This window comes from Streptomyces sp. NPDC001858 (genome assembly GCF_053594615.1).
The window spans coordinates 1-2,895 of the sequence record NZ_JBSFEV010000108.1; the positions used below are offsets into that span (position 1 = coordinate 1).

Below are 2,895 nucleotides of genomic sequence, written 5' to 3' on the forward strand. Positions count from 1 at the left end.
TGTGTGAGGTGTCGGTGGGTGATGTGGTGGGTGTGTCGGTGCCGATCGGTCGGCCGATTGCGAATACGCGGGTGTTCGTGCTGGACGGGGGTCTGTCTCCGGTGCCGGTGGGTGTGGTGGGTGAGCTGTATATCGCGGGTGCTGGGGTGGCGCGTGGGTATGTGGGTCGTGCGGGTTTGACGGCGGAGCGGTTTGTGGCGTGTCCGTTCGCGGCGGGTGAGCGGATGTATCGGACCGGGGATCTGGTGCGGTGGCTGCCGGACGGGCAGTTGGTGTTCGTGGGTCGGGCCGATGAGCAGGTGAAGGTGCGGGGGTTCCGGATCGAGCCCGGCGAGGTCGAGGCGGTTCTGCAGAGCCACCCGCAGGTTGGTCAGGCTGTCGTGGTCGTCCGGGAGGATGCGCCGGGGGACAGGCGTCTGGTGGCCTATGTGGTGGCGGCCGATGCGGATGCGACTGCCGGCGACCTGCCGGATGTGTTGCGGGAGTTTGCGGGGCGGCGGTTGCCGGAGTACATGGTGCCGGCGGCGGTGGTGGTGCTGGAGCGGCTGCCGCTCGCGGTGAGTGGGAAGTTGGATCGTCGGGCGTTGCCGGCGCCGGATTATGCCGCGGGTGTGAGTGTCGGCGTGGGCCGGGGCCCGGTCACGGTGCAGGAGGAGATCCTGTGTGCGGTGTTCGCGGAGGTGCTCGGGCTGGACTCGGTCGGGATGGATGACGATTTCTTCCGGTTGGGTGGGCATTCGTTGTTGGCGGTGCGGTTGGTGGAGCGTTTGCGTGGGCGGGGTGTGTCGGTGTCGGTGCGGGCGTTGTTCGAGGCTCCGACGCCGGCTGGTTTGGCTGGTGCGGTTGCGGTGGTGCCGCTGGTGGTGCCGGAGAATCTGATTCCGGTGGGTGCGGGGCGGATCACGGCGGACATGTTGCCGTTGGTGGAGTTGTCGGATGCGGATGTGGAGCGGATCGTCGCCGGGGTGGAGGGTGGCGCGGCCAATGTGGCGGACGTGTATCCGTTGGCGCCGTTGCAGGAGGGGCTCCTCTTCCACCACCTGATGGCCGCCGACGGAGGCAAAGACCCGTACGTGACGGTATGGGTGTTCCGATTCGAATCCCGGGGACGGCTCGACGGGTTCGCTCAAGCCCTGCAACAGGTGGTGGATCGGCACGACATCTATCGCACGGCGGTGGTGTGGGAAGGCGTGCCGGAGCCGGTGCAGGTGGTGTGGCGGCATGCGGCCATGCCGGTGGTGACCCACGTCCTCGACGATGCCGATGCAGATACCGATCCGGCGGCGGCGTTGGTCGAGCGGGTGGGCTCGGGGATGGATCTGGGCCGGCCGCCGTTGATGGACTTGCACGTGGCCGAGGTCGAGGACGGCCGTTGGCTGGGCCTCCTGCGGATGCATCACATGGTCCTGGATCACCAGGGCTTGGACATGCTCATGCACGAGCTGAGCGCGATCCTGACCGGGCGTGGGGATGAGCTGGCGGCGGCGTTGCCGTTCCGGAACTTCGTGGCTCAGGCTCGTAGTGTGTCCCGGGAGGAGCATGAGCGGTTCTTCGCGGAGTTGTTGGGTGATGTGACCGAGCCGACGGCGCCGTATGGACTGATGGATGTCCGGGGTGACGGCGCGGAGACTGTGACCGGTGTGGTGCCGATACCGCTGGCGGTTGTCGAGGGGCTGCGTGAGGTGGCGCAGCGGCTTGGTGTGAGTGTGGCGACGGTGTTGCATGTGGCGTGGGCGCGGGTGCTGGCGGTGTTGTCGGGTCGGGATGATGTGGTGTTCGGGACGGTGTTGTTCGGGCGGATGAACGCGGGTGCGGGTGCCGACCGGGTGGTGGGTCCGTTCATCAACACGTTGCCGGTGCGGGTGCGGACCAACGGTGTCGGCGTGCGGGCCGCGGTGGAGGAGATGCGGTCTCAGCTGGCGGCGTTGCTGGAGCACGAGCATGCGCCGTTGGCGGTGGCGCAGCAGGCCAGCGGCGTCGAGGAGAACACACCCCTGTTCACCTCACTGTTCAACTACCGCCACAGCACGGGCGTCCCCGCGGCCCGAGACGGCGACACTGTCAACGAGCAGGCGGTAGACGGCATCCGGACCATCTACAACAGGGTCCAGAACAACTACCCACTGACCATGTCGGTCAACGACCTGGACACCGGAGAGTTGAGCCTGACGACACTGGTGGTCGACTCTGTCGACCCGGACATGGTGGGGCGGTTATTGCGCACCGCGGTGGAAAGCCTCGTCGCCGCACTAATCGACTCTGTGAACGGCGGCCCCGACATCCGGGTGCACACGATCGACGTGCTCGATTCCCAGCAGCGCCAGCAGGTGCTGGCGGAGTGGAACGGCAACGACACGGTGGTCGAGTTGCCGATCGGGATGCTGCCTGAGCAGTTCGCGGAGCAGGTGGTGCGGACTCCGGATGCGGTGGCGGTCGTCGCGGACGGGGCGGAGGTGTCGTATCGGGAGTTGGAGGCGGCGGCGAATCGGCTGGCTGGCTATCTCGCGGCTCAGGGGGTGGGCGTCGAGTCGGTGGTGGGGTTGTGTCTGCCGTCCGGGCTGGAGATGGTGACGGCGATTTTGGCGGTGTGGAAGGCGGGCGCGGCCTATCTGCCGGTTGATGTGCGGCTGCCGGCTGAGCGGGTGCGGTTCATGCTGGCCGATGCCGGGGCCCACCTGCTTCTGGCTCGCCGCGATGGTCTGGGCGAGGTGGCCGAAGGCATGACCGACGCGTTCGCGGATGTCTCGGTGGTGTGGCTGGACGATTCGCAGCGGTTCAACGGTGACTCCGTAGCCGCGCCGTCGGTGGTGGTGGATGGGGCGGGGTTGGCGTATGTGATGTATACGTCGGGGTCGTCGGGGGTGCCGAAGGGTGTGGGGGTGACGCATGGGGGGT

General features: G+C 67.5%; 1 protein-coding gene. It reads left to right on the forward strand.

The window, feature by feature from the left end:
* Window positions 1-14: 14 nt before the first annotated feature.
* Window positions 15-2,895 (forward strand): AMP-binding protein (locus ACWCPF_RS45330; RefSeq protein ID WP_451051012.1); only part of this gene is annotated, 2,881 nt, incomplete at its 3' end.